At 41.9% G+C, this 17,027-nt stretch carries 13 protein-coding genes and 4 pseudogenes; 4 read left to right on the top strand and 13 right to left on the bottom strand.

The annotated features are described in order from the left end of the window. From WN50_RS17625 to WN50_RS17580, 13 genes and pseudogenes are all read right to left on the bottom strand, one after another. A partial coding sequence (locus tag WN50_RS17625) for a nuclease-related domain-containing DEAD/DEAH box helicase (RefSeq protein WP_160315399.1) occupies positions 1–1,310 on the bottom strand: 1,310 nt, incomplete at its 3' end. 77 nt (positions 1,311–1,387) lie between these two features. After that, a pseudogene (acnB, locus tag WN50_RS17620) lies at positions 1,388–3,902 on the bottom strand (bifunctional aconitate hydratase 2/2-methylisocitrate dehydratase); the annotation flags it as partial. 1 nt (position 3,903) lies between these two features. Beyond that, positions 3,904–4,085: hypothetical protein (locus WN50_RS37160; protein WP_342586765.1), on the bottom strand; the 182-nt coding region annotated here is incomplete at its 3' end. A gap of 223 nt (positions 4,086–4,308) precedes the next feature. After that, positions 4,309–4,548 (bottom strand): type II toxin-antitoxin system Phd/YefM family antitoxin, encoded by a 240-nt coding sequence (locus WN50_RS17615; protein WP_046277647.1) that lies wholly within the window; start codon positions 4,546–4,548, stop codon positions 4,309–4,311. Between the two features lie 50 nt (positions 4,549–4,598). Continuing rightward, positions 4,599–4,778 (bottom strand): leucine-rich repeat domain-containing protein, encoded by a 180-nt coding sequence (locus tag WN50_RS37700; protein WP_425354822.1) that lies wholly within the window; start codon positions 4,776–4,778, stop codon positions 4,599–4,601. A 37-nt stretch (positions 4,779–4,815) separates the two neighbouring features. Further along, a partial coding sequence (locus tag WN50_RS37695) for a leucine-rich repeat domain-containing protein (protein WP_425354821.1) occupies positions 4,816–6,638 on the bottom strand: 1,823 nt, incomplete at its 3' end. A gap of 3 nt (positions 6,639–6,641) precedes the next feature. Further along, a pseudogene (locus WN50_RS37690) lies at positions 6,642–7,510 on the bottom strand (leucine-rich repeat domain-containing protein); the annotation flags it as partial. Between the two features lies 1 nt (position 7,511). Further along, positions 7,512–7,836, bottom strand: a 325-nt coding sequence (locus WN50_RS37685) for a leucine-rich repeat domain-containing protein (RefSeq protein WP_425354820.1), incomplete at its 3' end; no start/stop codon positions are given. A gap of 4 nt (positions 7,837–7,840) precedes the next feature. Continuing rightward, a partial coding sequence (locus WN50_RS37680) for a leucine-rich repeat domain-containing protein (protein WP_425354819.1) occupies positions 7,841–8,711 on the bottom strand: 871 nt, incomplete at its 3' end. A gap of 152 nt (positions 8,712–8,863) precedes the next feature. Then, complete coding sequence (locus WN50_RS17600) at positions 8,864–9,238, bottom strand: type II toxin-antitoxin system RelE family toxin (protein ID WP_046277648.1); 375 nt, start codon at positions 9,236–9,238, stop codon at positions 8,864–8,866. Continuing rightward, positions 9,228–9,479: a type II toxin-antitoxin system RelN family antitoxin gene (locus WN50_RS17595; protein ID WP_046277649.1), complete on the bottom strand. Its 252-nt coding sequence runs from the start codon at positions 9,477–9,479 to the stop codon at positions 9,228–9,230. The genes WN50_RS17600 and WN50_RS17595 overlap by 11 nt, the downstream gene beginning before the upstream one ends. A 333-nt stretch (positions 9,480–9,812) precedes the next feature. Then, on the bottom strand, positions 9,813–10,424 hold a 612-nt coding region (locus WN50_RS17585; protein WP_235441009.1), incomplete at its 3' end, for a Uma2 family endonuclease. 134 nt (positions 10,425–10,558) lie between these two features. Beyond that, positions 10,559–11,311, bottom strand: a complete 753-nt coding sequence (locus WN50_RS17580; protein WP_046280318.1) for a GDSL-type esterase/lipase family protein — start codon at positions 11,309–11,311, stop codon at positions 10,559–10,561. Between the two features lie 556 nt (positions 11,312–11,867). On the opposite strand from WN50_RS17580, the pseudogene WN50_RS37675 reads away from it, so the two are divergent. The 4 genes and pseudogenes from WN50_RS37675 to WN50_RS17570 all read left to right on the top strand — a co-directional run. After that, positions 11,868–13,550 (top strand): annotated as a pseudogene (locus WN50_RS37675) (PAS domain-containing protein); the annotation flags it as partial. 39 nt (positions 13,551–13,589) lie between these two features. After that, positions 13,590–14,038 (top strand): annotated as a pseudogene (locus WN50_RS37670) (PAS domain-containing protein); the annotation flags it as partial. Position 14,039: 1 nt separating this feature from the next. Continuing rightward, positions 14,040–16,418 (top strand): bifunctional diguanylate cyclase/phosphodiesterase (locus WN50_RS36355; protein ID WP_235441008.1); only part of this gene is annotated, 2,379 nt, incomplete at its 5' end. Between the two features lie 131 nt (positions 16,419–16,549). Next, positions 16,550–16,840 carry a glutaredoxin family protein gene (locus tag WN50_RS17570; protein WP_046280317.1) on the top strand — a complete coding sequence of 97 codons (291 nt, stop codon included), beginning with the start codon at positions 16,550–16,552 and terminating at the stop codon, positions 16,838–16,840. Positions 16,841–17,027 lie beyond the last annotated feature (187 nt).

Below are 17,027 nucleotides of genomic sequence, written 5' to 3'. Positions count from 1 at the left end.
ATGTACTTGTCTTTAAAAATAAACTCTTGAAACTTTTCAGATATATCTGCTGTCTTCTTAGATAATCTAAATGATTCTTTCACCACATTCCAAGCCCCAGGTATACCTACAGCCTTAAAATCTTTGTATTTATCTAACGCTCTGTTATAGATATTTTGTTTAACATCTCCAAATACTACATATTCACCCTCTTCATCCAGGAAGTATTTCCTGATAATTTTTTGCCATTCCTCTTTATAATCTTGAAATTCATCTATTAAGATAACAGAATACTTATTTATCTTGTGTTTAACTTCCTCAAATAGTTCTTCGTTAGAATAATAATTTTCTTCAAAATATTTGGTTTTTTTATCACTTTTCCAGGTGTCAAATCCTTCAGGTGTAACAGATTTTATTCCTAAGTTATTTAACTCTGATCCGATAAAGCTATGATAGTTGTTTATATAAAAGCTATCCCAGCTAAATTCTTCTCTTACTTCACTAATTTTGTCATGGATATAGTTTTTCAGGGTTATATTGTAAGTAAGTATTAAGACTTTTTCACCCGTTCTTTTATGTGCATTTACAGCTCTCCGTGCTAATATCAGTGTTTTTCCAGAACCAGCAACACCTTTAATCTTTTGGTTTGAACGAGGCTTACTAACTGTTAATTTTTTCTGTCTGGCTGTTAAGTTAATTTCTACGCCCTGTTCGATTGTATGAAACGTCGGCTGAAGGTATCTTCTAAAACTATTGTAAATTTGTTCATCGAAAAGTGATGAACTCTGATAGAGATTTGCTTGACTAAGGATTATCCTGATTTTTTGAGGATGCAGAGAATCTCTACCAAAAACATTTATATATTTTCTATCATTTTCAGACTCGAAGGCATTTTCTAAAAATCTGTTTAAACTATTTTCATCTTCGTTATGGAAATAAACGGCACAATGCACAATGCCATAAAACTTATTATTTTCTATTTTTCGTTCCAGTAAATTCTCAATATGTAAGTCGAATAGATTATTTTTGTATGTTTTAACTTGCTCAATTGGCGATTTCAAAATAGAATTATTATTTTTTAATCTCCATTGCTTTGAGTTGTCTACATAATAAGATGATAAATTCCAGTCCTTAACTTCTATGATCATAACACCCGAGTTTTTTCGCATAATAATAATGTCTGGCTGATCTCCATTCAAAAAAGGTTGGTAGTATATTTCAAACCGATCATCTAACGTTTCATTTAGATAATTTAATAAGTACCTCTCACCTTCCGTTGGTTGTACTTTTAATCTTGAGATATTTTCTTCAGATGGAAATATTTGAGCCATTTTGTAATTTCTAAACTTTTTAATTAAATACAAATCTATTATAACAAATAAGGTGGGCATTTGCCCACCCAACAATCTTAGCTTAACGCACCCGCAGGAATACCCAAAATATCCTCAATTTTTGGCATATCCTCAACGGAAATAACCCGTCCTTCATCTTCAAAACCTTCAATTTCATTGAAGTTGAGATAACGGTATAAATCCGCAGCAAACGGGTCGAGTTTCTTGGTAATAATCTCCTTGTATTCCTCAACCGTTGGAATGCGTCCTAACACCGCACAAACTGCTGCTAATTCCGCCGAACCGAGATAAACTCGCGCATCTTTACCCATGCGATTATTGAAGTTTCGAGTCGAAGTTGAAAACACTGTTACGCCATCTTCAACCCTTGCTTGATTCCCCATACATAGCGAACATCCGGGCATTTCTGTTCTTGCACCTGCCGCAGCAAATACACCGTAAATCCCTTCATTTCTTAACTGTTGTTCGTCCATGCGAGTTGGAGGACAAACCCACAACCGAACCTTCACTTTTTCCCCTTCTAATACCTTCGCCGCAGCCCGATAATGGCCGATATTCGTCATACAAGAACCGATGAATACCTCATCAATTTTATCCCCGGCACATTCCGACATTAACTTAATATTATCGGGGTCATTGGGTGCAGCAACAATCGGTTCTTTGATGTCGTTCAAATTGACTTCGATAATATCAGCATATTCTGCATCGGGGTCGGCTTCCATTAACTGAGGATTGGCTAACCATTGTTGCATTTTCGCAATCCGACGGGTTAAGGTTTTACTATCCTGATATCCGCGTGCAATCATATTTGTCATCAAGGCAATATTTGACCGCAAATATTCAGAAATTGTCTCAACGCCTAACTTAATTGTAGACCCTGCACAAGACCGTTCCGCCGTTGCATCCGTTAATTCAAAAGCTTGTTCAACTTTTAAATCCGGTAAGCCTTCCATCTCCATAATACGGCCGTTGAACACATTTTGTTTGTTCTCTTTGCCAACAGTTAACTTTCCTTGTTGCATCGCTACCCAAGGAATAGCATTGACAATATCTCGCAGCGTTACACCGGGTTGTAATTCCCCTGAAAACTTCACTAAAACCGATTCTGGCATATCTAATGGCATGACGCCTAAAGCCGCAGCAAACGCCACTAAACCTGAACCTGCGGGGAAGGAAATTCCTAATGGAAAACGAGTGTGAGAATCTCCCCCTGTTCCCACTGTATCCGGTAACAACATTCGGTTTAACCAAGAGTGAATAATACCATCACCGGGACGCAATGCAACCCCGCCTCGTGTTGCGAAGAAATCGGGTAATAGTTGGTGAGTTTTGATGTCAACGGGTTTAGGATAAGCCGCAGTATGACAGAAACTTTGCATCACTAAATCAGCAGAAAATCCTAAACAAGCGAGTTCTTTTAACTCATCTCTGGTCATCGGTCCAGTAGTATCTTGAGAACCTACTGTTGTCATCATCGGTTCACAAGAAGTCCCCGGACGAACTCCCGGTAAAGCACAAGCTTTTCCGACCATTTTTTGAGCGAGAGTGAAGCCTTTTCCAGTGTCTTCTGGAGTGATTGGACGGGTGAATAAAGTTGAGGGTTTATAACCCAAAGCTTCACGGGTTTTATCCGTTAAACTGCGTCCAATAAGTAAGGGAATTCGTCCGCCTGCGCGAACTTCATCTAATATGGTTTCGGGCTTTAATGTGAAGGTAGAAATAACTTCGGGCGAATCACCATTCGCCCCTACTTTGGTAATTTCTCCTTTGTAGGGATAAATGGTAATCACATCACCTGTATTCAGAGAAGTGACATCACATTCTATAGGTAACGCCCCAGAATCTTCGGCTGTATTAAAGAAAATAGGGGCAATTTTTCCGCCCAAAATATAACCGCCCGCCCGTTTATTCGGAACAAAAGGAATATCATCGCCAATATGCCACAACAGCGAATTAATTGCCGATTTCCGTGAAGAACCGGTTCCCACAACATCGCCAACATAAGCGACAGGATGACCTTTTTGTTTGAGTTCAGCAATCGTTTGAATTCCCTCCGGCATTCTTGACTCTAACATCACCAAAGCATGAAGGGGAATATCCGGGCGAGTGGTGGCATGGGGGGCGGGAGATAAGTCATCGGTGTTGGTTTCACCCCCAACTTTAAAAACAGTTACGGTGATGCTTTCAGGAACTTTTGAACGACGAATAAACCAGTCAGCTTCCGCCCAAGCATCTATCACTTGTTTGGCGTAGGGATTGACTTCAGAGAGGGCGAGAACATCGTTAAAGGTGTCAAAAGCTAACGTAATTGTACTAAGGGCAGTGGCGGCTTCTGCGGCAATATTAGAGTCAGAAGATTTTAGGAAACTCACCAAAGATTGAACATTATAACCGCCAATCATTGTCCCCAATAAATTAATCGCGCCTTGAGGAGATAGCAGGGGACAGTGAATTTCTCCCTTGGCGACGGCGGTTAAAAATCCCGCTTTGACGTAGGCGGCTTCATCAACTCCGGGGGGAATGCGATCGCGTAGCAACTCCATTAAGAATTCTTTCTCGGCTTCTGGCGGGNGCGGCTTCATCAACTCCGGGGGGAATGCGATCGCGTAGCAACTCCATTAAGAATTCTTTCTCGGCTTCTGGCGGGTTTTTCAGGAGTTCACAGAGTTCGGAGGTTTGTTGAGCGTTGAGGGGTAGGGGCGGAATCCCCAGGGCGGCGCGATCGGCGGCGTGTTTACGGTAGGCTTCTAGCATAGTTGATGTTCTCCATATAGGTATCTTTGATTATGGTATCGATAAACCCCCCAAGTTTGTAGATGCAAAAAATACGGTTATTTTCTCTTGTGGAAATATTCACAACTCTCCATACTGAGAAAAATTTCGTTATTTAGATGGCAAATAGCGTTACAAATATCTGTTTATAGTTGATCATCTCCACTAATAAACCACAAAAAAATATGTGTATCTAATAAAATTTTCATTGTTCCTCAAAGGCACTCAAAATATCATCGGGTAAAGGTGCATCAAAGTCATCGGAAACAGTGAATTCTCCGGCGCATAAACCATAAGGTCTGAGTTTTTTATTACGGGGTGGAATCGGTCTAAGTTCAGCAATAGGTTGATCGGCTTGGATAATAACAAACGTTTCACCCGCTTTAACTTGGCTTAGATATTTTAACGGGTCGCTCAAAATTTCATCAATGGTCACGTTTAACATCTATTAATCTTCTGTTAATTCTTGAAAAACGGCTGGCTGAAAGATTCCGGTCAGGTTGTTAGTGGGTTGTTATTGAGGTTAGGCCACCGCAATTGGGAGAGTTGGCTGATAACTTCCGGTCGGGTTTTCAGTTGGTTGTAACTGAGGTCAAGCGTCTGCAATTGGGAGAGGTTGCCGAAAGATTCCGGTAGGGTTGTTAGTTGGTTGTTATTGAGGAGAAGCTCCTGCAATTGGGAGAGTTGGCTGATAACTTCCGGTAGGGTTGTNAAAGATTCCGGTAGGGTTGTTAGTTGGTTGTTATTGAGGAGAAGCTCCTGCAATTGGGAGAGTTGGCTGATAACTTCCGGTAGGGTTGTCAGTTGGTTGCTACGAAGGTCAAGCTTCTGCAATTGGGAGAGGTTGCCGAAAGATTCCGGTAGGGTTGTCAGTTGGTTGTTATTGAGGTCAAGCGTCTGCAATTGGGAGAGGTTGCCGAAAGATTCCGGTAGGGTTGTCAGTTGGTTGTTATAGAGGTTAAGCTCCCGCAATTGGGAGAGGTTGCCGATAACTTCTGGTAGGGTTGTCAGTTGGTTGTAACTGAGCTTAAGCGTCTGCAATTGGGAGAGGTTGCCGAAAGGTTCCGGTAACTCCGTCAGTCCGTTGCTACTAAGGTCAAGCGTCTGCAATTGGGAGAGTTGGCTAATAACTTCTGGTAGGGTTGTCAGTTGGTTGTTATTGAGGTTAAGCTTCTGCAATTGGGAGAGGTTGCCGAAAGATTCCGGTAACTCCGTCAGTCCGTTGCCACTAAGGTCAAGCGTCTGCAATTGGGAGAGTTGGCTAATAACTTCCAGTAGGGTTGTTAGTTCGTTGATAGAGAGGTGAAGCGCCTGCAATTGGGAGAGGTTGCCGAAAGATTCCGGTAGGGTTGTCAGTTCGTAGCTTTCGAGGTGAAGCGTCTGCAATTGGGAGAGGTTGCCGAAAGATTCCGGTAACTCCGTCAGTTCGGTGCTACGAAGGTAAAGCGTCTGCAATTGGGAGAGGTTGCCAAAAGCTTCCGGTAGGGTTGTCAGTTGGTTTTCATAGAGGTCAAGCCTCTGCAATTGGGAGAGGTTGCCGAAAGATTCCGGTAACTCCGTCAGTTGGTTGCTACCAAGCTCAAGCCTCTGCAATTGGGAGAGGTTGCCGAAAGATTCCGGTAACTCCGTCAGTTGGTTGTAACTGAGGTCAAGCCTCTGCAATTGGGAGAGGTTGCCGAAAGATTCCGGTAGGGTTGTTAGTTGGTTTTCATTGAGGTCAAGCGTCTGCAATTGGGAGAGGTTGCCGAAAGATTCCGGTAACTCCGTCAGTTGGTTGCTACCAAGCTCAAGCGTCTGCAATTGGGAGAGGTTGCCGAAAGATTCCGGTAACTCCAGTCCGTTTTCATTGAGGTAAAGCGTCTGCAATTGGGAGAGGTTGCCGAAAGATTCCGGTAACTCCGTCAGTTGGTTGTAACTGAGGTCAAGCCACTGCAATTGGGAGAGGTTGCCGAAAGCTTCCGGTAGGGTTGTCAGTTGGTTGTCACGGAGGAAAAGCTCCTGCAATTGGGAGAGGTTGCCAAAAGCTTCCGGTAGGGTTCTCAGTTGGTTGCTACCAAGCTCAAGCGTCTGCAATTGGGAGAGGTTGCCAAAAGCTTCCGGTAGGGTTCTCAGTTGGTTGCTATTAAGGTCAAGCGTCTGCAATTGGGAGAGTTTGCCGATCGCCTCGGGTAAATCCGTCAGTTCCAGATCGCTCAGGTCGAGTTCGGTTGCACCCTCTTGCCGTGCCTTTTCAATGCGTCGGTATGCTTCGCGGTAGGGTTCGTATGTAGCCATTATTTTATCGAGGTCAAGCGGCGGCAAAAAGAAAGATTCCGGTAGGGTTGGTAGTGGGTTCCCATAGAGCTCAAGCGTCTGCAATTGGGAGAGGTTGCCGAAAGATTCCGGTAACTCCGTCAGTTGGTTGTTTTCGAGGTCAAGCTCCTGCAATTGGGAGAGGTTGCCGAAAGATTCCGGTAGGGTTGTTAGTTGGTTGTCATTGAGGTCAAGCGTCTGCAATTGGGAGAGGTTGCCGAAAGATTCCGGTAACTCCGTCAGTTNTTCCGGTAGGGTTGTTAGTTGGTTGTCATTGAGGTCAAGCGTCTGCAATTGGGAGAGGTTGCCGAAAGATTCCGGTAACTCCGTCAGTTCGTTGCTTTCGAGGTTAAGCGTCTCTAATTGGGAGAGGTTGCCGAAAGATTCTGGTAACTCCGTTAGTTCGTTCCTATAGAGGTAAAGCGTCTGCAATTGGGAGAGGTTGCCGAATGATTCCGGTAACTCCGTCAGTTCGTTGCTTTCGAGGTTAAGCTCCTGCAATTGGGAGAGGTTGCCGAAAGATTCCGGTAGGGTTGTCAGTTGATTGTCATTGAGGTCAAGCTTCTGCAATTGGGAGAGGTTGCCGAATGATTCCGGTAACTCCGTCAGTTGGTTGTGACTGAGGTTAAGCTTCCGCAATTGGGAGAGGTTGCCGAAAGATTCCGGTAACTCCGTCAGTTGGTTGCGATCGCCCTTTTTCCCATACTCATATCCCAGCTTCAGAACTTTCAGATCAACCAGTTGACCAATTGCCTCGGGTAACTCAGTCAGTCCCAGATTGCTCAGGTCGAGTTCGGTTGCACCCTCTTGCCGTGCCTTTTCAATTCGTTGTTCTGCTTGGCGGTATGCTTCGTCTGTGGCTATTATTTCATCGAGCAAAAGGTTCTGCAATTGGGAGAGGCTGGCTAAAGATTCCGGTAACTCCGTCAGTTGGTTGCTTTGAAGGTAAAGCGTCTGCAATTGGGAAAGGTTGCCGAAAGATTCCGGTAGGGTTGTCAGTTGGTTGTCATTGAGGTTAAGCCACTGCAATTGGGAGAGGTTGCCGATCACTTCCGGTAACTCCGTCAGTTGGTTGCTTTGGAGGTAAAGCGTCTGCAATTGGGAGAGGTTGCCGANCTTCCGGTAACTCCGTCAGTTGGTTGCTTTGGAGGTAAAGCGTCTGCAATTGGGAGAGGTTGCCGAAAGATTCCGGTAGGGTTGTTAGTTCGTTGCTTTCGAGGTAAAGTTGCTGCAATTGGGAGAGGTTGCCGAAAGATTCCGGTAGGGTTGTCAGTTGGTTGTCATTGAGGTAAAGCCTCTGCAATTGGGAGAGGTTGCCGATCGCCTCGGGTAACTCCGTCAGTTGGTTGCTTTGAAGGTAAAGCGTCTGCAATTGGGAGAGGTTGCCGATCACTTCCGGTAACTCCGTCAGTTGGTTGCTTTGGAGGTAAAGCTCCTGCAATTGNATTCCGGTAGGGTTGTTAGTTGGTTTTCATGGAGGTAAAGCGACTGCAATTGGGAGAGGTTGCCGAAAGATTCCGGTAGGGTTGTTAGTGGGTTGCTTTGGAGGTCAAGCGTCTGCAATTGGGAGAGTTGGCTGATCACTTCCGGTAGGGTTGTCAGTTGGTTGTTACCAAGCTCAAGCGACTGCAATTGGGAGAGTTGGCTGATCACTTCCTGTAGGGTTGTCAGTTGGTTGTTACCAAGGTTAAGCTCCTGCAATTGGGAGAGGTTGCCGATCACTTCCGGTAACTCCGTCAGTTCGTTGCTTTCGAGGTCAAGCGTCTGCAATTGGGAGAGGTTGCCGATCACTTCCAGTAGGGTTATTAGTGGGTTGTTACCAAGGTCAAGCGCCTGCAATTGGGAGAGTTGGCTGATCACTTTCGGTAACTCCGTTAGTTGGTTGTTATTGAGGGAAAGCGCCTGCAATTGGGAGAGGTTGCCGACCACTTCCGGTAACTCCGTTAGTGGGTTGTCATTGAGCAAAAGCAACTGCAATTGGGAGAGGTTGCCGAATGATTCCGGTAACTCTGTCAGTTGGTTGCATTCGAGGTTAAGCCTCTGCAATTGGGAGAGGTTGCCAAAAGATTCCGGTAGGGTTGTTAGTTGGTTGCCACCGAGGTCAAGCGACTGCAACTGGGAGAGGTTGCCGATTACTTCCGGTAGGGTTGTCAGTTGGTTGTGATAGAGGTTAAGCTCCTGCAATTGGGAGAGGTTGCCGATCGCCTCGGGTAACTCAGTCAGTCTCAGATTTCTAAGGTCGAGTTCGGTTGCACCCTCTTGCCGTGCCTTTTCAATGCGTTGTTCTGCTTCGCGGTACGCTTTGTCTGTAGCCATTGTTCACATCTCCCCATTTCCAACTTTGTAATAGCCGTCATAGCATCATCTCTCTTTAACTATATTACCTGCTTGACGAAATATGGCGATCGCGAATAGTTGGATAAGTTAACAATTCGTTGAGTAAACCAAGCGGCTACAGTGGTATTTTTTCATTGTTCAGATATTTCATCAGCTTCAAATTCATCTAGAATAGAATTAATTGCCTGAACGCTAATATCTTCCTGTTCAGATTTACTGTAAATTGTTAACAATAAAACTGAATTGGGAGATTCAACACAATAAATTAACCGATAGCCTGCGCTTTTCCCTTTTTGAAGATTACTATTTTTCACTCTAACTTTATAGATAAAATAATTTTCCCCAAATCCAGATAAGCGATCGCCAAGGAAATTCCCCTTTTGTAGTTCTGTAATAACAGACTGAGTATCAGAACGAATATTTCGGTATTTTTTGGCTAACTCTTTTAAATTTCGTTTATACTCAGGTGTTAAATCAATATTAACAAATGATGAATTATTCTGCATCTATCCCCTCCCACATTTTTTCTAAAGGAATTCTTTGTCCAGATTTCATTTCCTTTAACGCCCGTCTTAAACTGGCTTTAATTTCTTCAACTGGGGTATCATCTGGATCGGATTCAGATTCATTATCTTGAGTCACTAATATAATGACTTTTACCCGACTTTTCTGACCGATTTCTAGGGACTGATCTAAAACCAATTGCCCTTTTTCATCAACGGTTCCCATGACTTCAAATGCCTGCATGATTGTATCTCCTGAACGATTTAACCTAACTAATTATAGCAGTTTTGATTGAATCATAATAAAAGTAAAATGGCGATCGCCCCAATTTTCACCGGAACGCTCAAAGCATTTATATTGTTTAAGAATTGGATAAGTTAACAATTTGTTGAGTAAACCAAGCGGCTGCACTGGTATTAGTTCCCTCGCTGAGTCGTTTTAATGTTTCTTCTAACACGGAAATCGGCAACCCATTCAACGCCAGAGATTCGGTACAAATTTTGTATTTTCCCTCTTGTAACTGAAAGGAAAATACTCGCTTTCCGCGTACATCTATCACCCAATATTCGGGGATTNGCTGAGTCGTTTTAATGTTTCTTCTAACACGGAAATCGGCAACCCATTCAACGCCAGAGATTCGGTACAAATTTTGTATTTTCCCTCTTGTAACTGAAAGGAAAATACTCGCTTTCCGCGTACATCTATCACCCAATATTCGGGGATTTCTAACGCTTCATAGAGATGTTTTTGTTGGTCTAAATCATCTGCTAACGTTGTATCTGATATTTCTCCGACTAAGTTCGGAACTCGCCACTGAGTTAAGTTAATTGCATCAGGTTCTCCCGGTTTCCACTGGGGATAATCTTCTCCAATATACAATACCAAATCCGGCGCACAGGCTTGAGTTTCGGGTTTTTCAATTAAACATCTTCCCAAAGAGGTAAACATTTGTTCGGGTCGTTTAATTGCCCAAAAAAACAGTAAACTGGTAAAAAAATCGCTAACAATTGAATGATTAATCCCTTCTCCACCCATATCAATCCAGAGTTTTTCTTGATTATACGCTAACTTCATGCGCTCTTTAATGGGAGCATCCCGCAAGGTGATATAATCTTCCCAAGTTGCTGGATGCCACTCGCGCAGGGGCGGAATTGCGATCGCATTATCAGAAAAAGTTGCCGTCATCATTACCTTGAACGTTTTTACTATTATTTTATTATAGAGAGTTTAATGGGTAGAAACCCGGTTTCTAGCAGAAACCGGGTTTCTGGTTTGTACCTCATACGAGCGCACACCGCTATAACGTTTCTACTATTATTTTATTATAGGGAGTTTAAGAACTGTATGAATTCTTGATTTAGTACCTTGTATCCCTGGGAGTTTAGATGCAATTCATCTTTGCTATATTCCCGTTTGACAACCCCTTTTTCATCAACCAAAATCGAGAACGGATCAAATATAATAACGTTTTCACTCGCCAAACTGTTAATGTAGGTATTCACTTCTTTAATCGCCAGACCAACATCATCTGACCAGAAGGGTTTACGTTCAAGGGGTATTTCCCCGACTGGTAAAATAGGGGTTAAGATAACGACTGCACCTAACGCTTTTGATTGTTCTACAATTTGCTGAATATTCGTTTTACAATCAGCAATGGTTAATTCTTTTCGCTTCGGAAATAAGGGAATCGTTTTTAAGTCGTTAACCCCAACTTGAATCAGCACGATATCGGGTTCTAGGGGTTTAATATGTTGCTCAAATCGTTGAAGGGTTTGTATCGAAGTCTGGGAACCAATTCCCCGGTTAATAAATTCATATCCCTCCATATCGGGTGATAGCCAACTCGCGGCTCGGGAGTCCCCAAAAAAGACTAAACGCACTCTAGAATTAGTTTTCGGGGGTGGGTTTGAGTCTAGAGGATAGGCGTTCCAACCCAAGGGGTCTAGGCGGGTTAGATTGAGTTCAAGGTAATATTGTTTACCTCGGTTAAATAGCAGGAAATTCAGAAAAATTGAACTTCCAAGCAGTGCTAAAACTAAAAGAGTTAACAGAATAGGAGGTTTATTGGATGTCATAGACTTTTTAACAACTTTGTCAGTAGACTTTCTAAGGCTTGTTCAACAACGCTCAGAGTTGATGTTGAAGATTTGGGCGGCTAATCCTCAAACTCCTGGTTATTAATTAATTCTAGTTAAAATAAGGAAATCCGTGTTTTTACGGAGAAACCTTAGCTTGTTTTCATCAAAAAACCGTAAAAAACCGTATTTTCCACGAGAGATCGAACATACAGTTATACATTGAGAGGAGGAACATTAGAGTTGACTGGAGTTGCAGTCGTTTACCCTTTATTAAAGTTTTTTTAAGAAAGTCATAATGCTCGGCCAAATCCGAGTAAAATGAATCTCAGTTCAAATGATCAACTGTCTCCAATTATAGGACACCTAAGATCAAGTTTTAAGATTGATTAAAAAATCACAAATGAGGTTTTCTGTTTAAAACAAAGTTAGTAAAACCCTAAAGAAAAAACCTTCAAGGAATTTAGTAGTGTCTCAAAACAATCAGCATAAAGAGGATGAAAAACTAGAGAGAATCAATCATTCTGTCATCCGCTATTCTCATGCAGGTTTAGAGATGAAAAATACCCAAAAACTCAGTTTAAACGAAATCCAGAGCATTGTTGAATTTACACCCGTGCCACTCGCTATTTTTCGGGCAACTGATCAGAGCTTAATTTACTGCAATATTCGATTTAGTCAGACTCTTGGATTATCCGCAGAAAAACAAAAAGAATATTCACAATCCGATCTCTACTACCGCTACGAAGATTATGAGATCTTGTTAAAAATGCTCGATCAAAGGGGAACAATTGATAATCTTGAAGTTCAACTCAAACGACGAAAGGATAAAGGCTTTTGGGCTTCTCTGTCTATGCAATCCTTTACCTACAATGACGAACCTGCGATTATCCTCACCTTCGTTAATCTGAGTCGCCGACAAATTGTTGATAACATATTGCTCCAACAGCTATCACAGATTCAAAATCTACAAGAAGCCATCATTTTGATCGACCCTCACGGTAAAATTATGGACTGGAATTCAACGGCTGAACGCCTCTTTGGATATGCTCAATCTGAAGTCATCGGTCGGTTTATCGCTGAATTTAATTTACCGATTTTTGATGCTCTGATTGCCTCGGAATATCAAACCTCTTTGACCTCCTGTGAAGTGCCTGTAAAAGCCGATATTAAAAACACCTACGAGTTCAATTATACCCGCAAAACGGGTAGCACTCTAACTTGTGAAAGCACTTTAATTCCTCTGCGAGATGAGTTGAATGACCTTCTCGGTTATGTTAGTATTAATCGGGAGCTGAGTAACCGTCAATCTTCGTCTCAAGTTGAACATCAGTTACTCGCCACGCTACAGGCGCAAGCCCAGCAACAAGCGGCGGTTGCTTATCTCGGACAACGAGCCTTAACCGGACTCGATTTGTCGGTATTGATTGATGAAGCCGTTTCCCTGGTGGCTCGTACCCTGGAGGTTGAATACTGCAAAGTTTTAGAATTAATGCCGAATGGTTATGCTTTGCTTCTGCGGGCTGGAGTCGGTTGGCATCAAGGGTTAGTCGGTTATGCGAGTGTTAGCGCAAGTCGGGAGTCCCAAGCGGGATATACCCTATCAAGCCAACAACCTGTTATTGTAGAAGACTTGCGGGTGGAAACGCGCTTTTCTGGGACTCCCCTGCTTCACAATCATCGCATCGTCAGTGGAGTCAGTGTCGTCATTCCAGGAAGCGTCGAAGAAACACCGGATTTCCAAGAGAATTCTTCATCTAAAAAAAACCTCTCTCAAGCCGAAAATTCTCCATCTACATGGGGAGTTTTGAGCGTTCATACTCGCCAATATCGTCTGTTTACTCAGGATGATGTTCACTTTTTAGAAGCCGTTGCGAATGTGTTAGCAAGTGCGATTGAACGTCATCGCGCCGAAGAATGGATGCAAGTGATGAAACGGGCTATTAATAGTAGTAATAATGGCATTGTCATCACTGACCCAACGCAACCCCATAATCCGATTATTTTTGCTAATTCGGGTTTTGAAAAAATGACAGGCTATAGTCGAGAAGAAGCATTAGGGAAAAACTGCCGATTTTTGCAAGGAAAAGATAGAAATCATCTCGCTTTTGAACAAATAAGAGAGGCTATTTTTGAGGGAAAGTCCAGTCATGTCATCATCCAAAATCATCGAAAAAATGGCGATCTATTTTGGAATGAACTTTCGATTTCTCCCGTTCATAATAATAAAGGTCATCTCNTGCAAGGAAAAGATAGAAATCATCTCGCTTTTGAACAAATAAGAGAGGCTATTTTTGAGGGAAAGTCCAGTCATGTCATCATCCAAAATCATCGAAAAAATGGCGATCTATTTTGGAATGAACTTTCGATTTCTCCCGTTCATAATAATAAAGGTCATCTCACCCACTTTATTGGGATTCAAACCGACATTACCCAACGAAAATCTTATGAAATTGCTCTCTATAAAAAATCTCAAGATTTAACCAAATTTATTTCCGACTTAAAAAATTTGCATAAAATATCCACGCGAATTTATCGCAATCTTCAAGAAATGTTTGCGGAATATTTGTTAGCGGGATGTAAAATATTTGATTTGTCAATGGGTGTGATTACTCAATTGGATGGAGAATATTATTATCTGAAAGCCACGAATCAGAAACTACACAAGTTGCAACCGGGATGTGATTTTAACGTTTATGAAACCTACTGTAAAAGGGTAATTTATCANACGCGAATTTATCGCAATCTTCAAGAAATGTTTGCGGAATATTTGTTAGCGGGATGTAAAATATTTGATTTGTCAATGGGTGTGATTACTCAATTGGATGGAGAATATTATTATCTGAAAGCCACGAATCAGAAACTACACAAGTTGCAACCGGGATGTGATTTTAACGTTTATGAAACCTACTGTAAAAGGGTAATTTATCACCAAAAAACTCTCACCTATACTCAACTGAGTACCGACAATCAAATCCCTAAAAATTCGGCTTTTAAACAGTGGAAATTTGAATCTTATATCGGGACACCCATTTGGGTAAATGGAGTCATTTATGGAACACTTAATTTTTACTCATCTCAAGTTAGAACTCAAGGTTTTGAGTCTCTTGAACAAGAAATTATTGAGTTAATGTCTCAAAGTATTGGTCGTTTTATAGCGATTTATAAAACACAACAAAAACAAGCGGAAGCTGAAGCAGCTTTGCGAGAAAGCGAAGAACGTTATCGCAGTTTAGTAGAACTTTCCCCCGAAGCGATTGCTGTTCATTGTGAAAAAAAATTGAGGTATATTAATCAAGCAGGTGCTAAACTATTAGGGGCTATTTCTCCCGAAGAAATTATTGGTCTATCGATAGAGCAGTTTATTCATCCTGAATACATAAATCGGGTTAAACATCAAATCAAACAAACCGAAGTAAAACGAGTGTCTGTTCCTCTAGAAGAGCAAAAATTAATTCGGCTTGATGGTAAAATTATTGATGTAGAAGTGGCAGGAATTCCGGCAAATTATCAAGGAAAAAGTGCCACCCAACTGATTATTAGAGATATCACCGATCGCAAACAAGCCGAAGCACAATTAATCTATGAAGCGTCTCACGATGCACTCACTCATTTACCCAACCGCAGCTTCTTCAACGAACAACTGAGAAAGGCTTTACAGCATTCTAAACAAGAACAAGATTATCAGTTTGCACTCCTATTTCTGGATCTAGATCGGTTTAAAGTTATTAATGATAGTTTAGGTCATATCATTGGCGATCAACTGTTAGTTGAAATTGCTCGAAGACTGGAAGCTTGCGTCACTGCTAATCATACCATTGCTCGACTTGGAGGCGATGAATTCACGGTTTTACTGGAAAATATACAAGGCTGTGAAGATGCGTTACTGATGGCGGAAAAAATTCACGATGCGCTATCCCAAGCTTTTCATCTGCAAGGACATGATATTTTTACAACGGTGAGTATTGGAATTGTTCCCAGTCAAAAAACCTGCACTTTTGATGCGAATAATCTACACAGCTATCAATGTCTTTTGTACAATCATCCCGAAGATTTGTTACGAGATGCAGATATTGCGATGTATCGAGCGAAGGAAAAAGGAAGAGCCAGATATGAATTATTTGATCTGACAATGCAGCAACATACTCTCGCTTTGTTACGTCTAGAAACGGACTTACGACAAGCCGTTTTTGGGAGAGTCAAATCTCCGACTATTGCTCACTTGGAGTCGGAAGATGAATACAATTTAGACCTGACTCCTTCTCTGATTTTAAGTTCCTCTATTTTACCATTATTACCCTCTCAGAATCAACCCCCTGAACCGACAGAATTTGTGGTTTATTATCAGCCGATTGTGGAACTTTATCAGGGTAAAATTGTGGGTTTTGAAGCATTAGTGCGTTGGATACATCCGAGTCTAGGATTAGTTTCTCCCAGTGAATTTATTCCGCTTGCTGAAGAAACAGGACTGATTATTCCTTTAGGAAGTTGGATTTTAAAACAAGCTTGTCAGCAGCTAAAAATTTGGCAATCTTACTCTAAAAACAGGGAAACTCACAACCTTAAGAGCGGCTATAATCCCTCCCTAACCATGAGTGTGAACCTCTCAAGTCAACAACTGGTTCAGCCGAATATCCTAGAAAAAATTGATCAAATTTTAGAAGAGACTGATTGCGATCCGCACTGCTTAAAACTCGAAATTACTGAAAGTGTGATTATGAAAAACTTTCAAGCTTCCACTGTGGTTTTAGAGGAATTGAGACGGCGAGGAATTCAGTTGTCAATTGATGACTTCGGCACGGGCTATTCCTCTCTCAGCTATTTACATCAGTTTCCGATTAATACACTCAAAATTGATCAGTCTTTTGTCCGAAGATTAAAACTTGAAAACTCCCCCGATTCCGAAAAATCCAGTCAAAAAATTCAAATTATTCGTGCAATTGTCACCTTAGCCCACAATCTAGACTTAGATGTAATCGCCGAAGGGATTGAAACAGTTGAACAGATGCAACTGCTGCAAGAACTTGACTGTGAAATGGGTCAAGGGTATCTCTTTTCTAAACCGCTAAACTGTGAACAGGCAACGCAATTTCTGTTAAACTCATAGTTGATACGGTAATCAGTCAAAACAGAGCATGAGGGTGTGAAATGCTGNCTAAACTGTGAACAGGCAACGCAATTTCTGTTAAACTCATAGTTGATACGGTAATCAGTCAAAACAGAGCATGAGGGTGTGAAATGCTGTTAATTCTCTATAGCAAACCGGGCTGTCATTTGTGCGAAGGATTACAAGAAAAACTTGAAGAAATTCAGGCTGATCCTCAAAGTGAATGTAAATTTGAGTTGGAAGTTCGAGATATTACAACTCAGGATGACTGGTTCAAAGCCTATGAGTATGAAATTCCTGTTTTGTACAGACAACGCGATCATCAATGTGCGGAAGAACCTCTACCTCGTCCTTCTCCCCGGATGGGCGCCAAATCTTTAGAAATGTTACTACAGAAGTACCTGTGCAGTAGCCTGGATTAGTCGGTGTGCAGGGGTGACGAACCTCTGCTTGCTGCTTCTCCCCGGATGAGCGCCAAATCCTTAGAACTGTTGCTACAGAAGTATCTATAAAAGATGGTAAGAGAAGTAACTTAGTAGACGATTTATGGTACAAAACGGTACTATCTGTAAGATCAGATAATAGATCTATGCAACGAGCCTTTCAAAC

It is taken from the genome of Limnoraphis robusta CS-951, from assembly GCF_000972705.2.
Note: the sequence above shows the minus strand (reverse complement) of the source record. Positions and strands in the feature narration are given on the sequence as shown.

Bases quoted from the DNA above. Each gene is read 5' to 3' on its own strand.
- WN50_RS17595 (WP_046277649.1), bottom strand. From the start codon at position 9,479: ATGCAGGCATTTGAAGTCATGGGAACCGTTGATGAAAAAGGGCAATTG.
- WN50_RS17600 (WP_046277648.1), bottom strand. From the start codon at position 9,238: ATGCAGAATAATTCATCATTTGTTAATATTGATTTAACACCTGAGTAT.
- WN50_RS17615 (WP_046277647.1), bottom strand. From the start codon at position 4,548: ATGTTAAACGTGACCATTGATGAAATTTTGAGCGACCCGTTAAAATAT.
- WN50_RS17570 (WP_046280317.1), top strand. From the start codon at position 16,550: ATGCTGTTAATTCTCTATAGCAAACCGGGCTGTCATTTGTGCGAAGGA.
- WN50_RS17580 (WP_046280318.1), bottom strand. From the start codon at position 11,311: ATGACATCCAATAAACCTCCTATTCTGTTAACTCTTTTAGTTTTAGCA.